Genomic DNA, 407 nt, shown 5'->3' with positions numbered 1-407 from the left:
GCGCCCAGCCGGTCGTCGGCCTCCACACCGTCCTCGGCGGCGGCGAGCGCCGTACGCGCGCGGTCGTAGCGCTCGATGGCCGGGGCGAGCAGCTTGTTGTCGAACGCCGGGTCGGTGGCCGGGCCCGCCGGCGGGCACACCAGCTGCCCGTCGGCGTCCCGCGCCAGCTCCGCCTCCTCGGCGGCCTCCGCCCCGGAGCGGCCCTCGGGCGGGTCGATCCAGGCGAGCAGCGCACCCAGATGCTGGTCCTCCAGCGTGGACTGGCCGGTCGCCCAGTGCCGGCCCAGGACGTCCGTCATGGCGAGCAGCAGGCAGGAGCCGGGCACGCGGGCCCGCTCCCCGAAGTGCGTGAGCCACCGCCCGAGCAGCGGCACGCGGGGCGGCGCCGGGAACGGGGCCTCCGGGTC

1 pseudogene is annotated in these 407 nt (G+C 78.6%); it reads right to left on the bottom strand.

Annotated features, from left to right (window positions below):
* A pseudogene (locus LPA54_RS40600) lies at positions 1-407 on the bottom strand (hypothetical protein); the annotation flags it as partial.

Source organism: Streptomyces sp. DH12, from assembly GCF_020873895.1.
Classification (GTDB): domain Bacteria; phylum Actinomycetota; class Actinomycetes; order Streptomycetales; family Streptomycetaceae; genus Streptomyces.
Note: the sequence above shows the minus strand (reverse complement) of the source record. Positions and strands in the feature narration are given on the sequence as shown.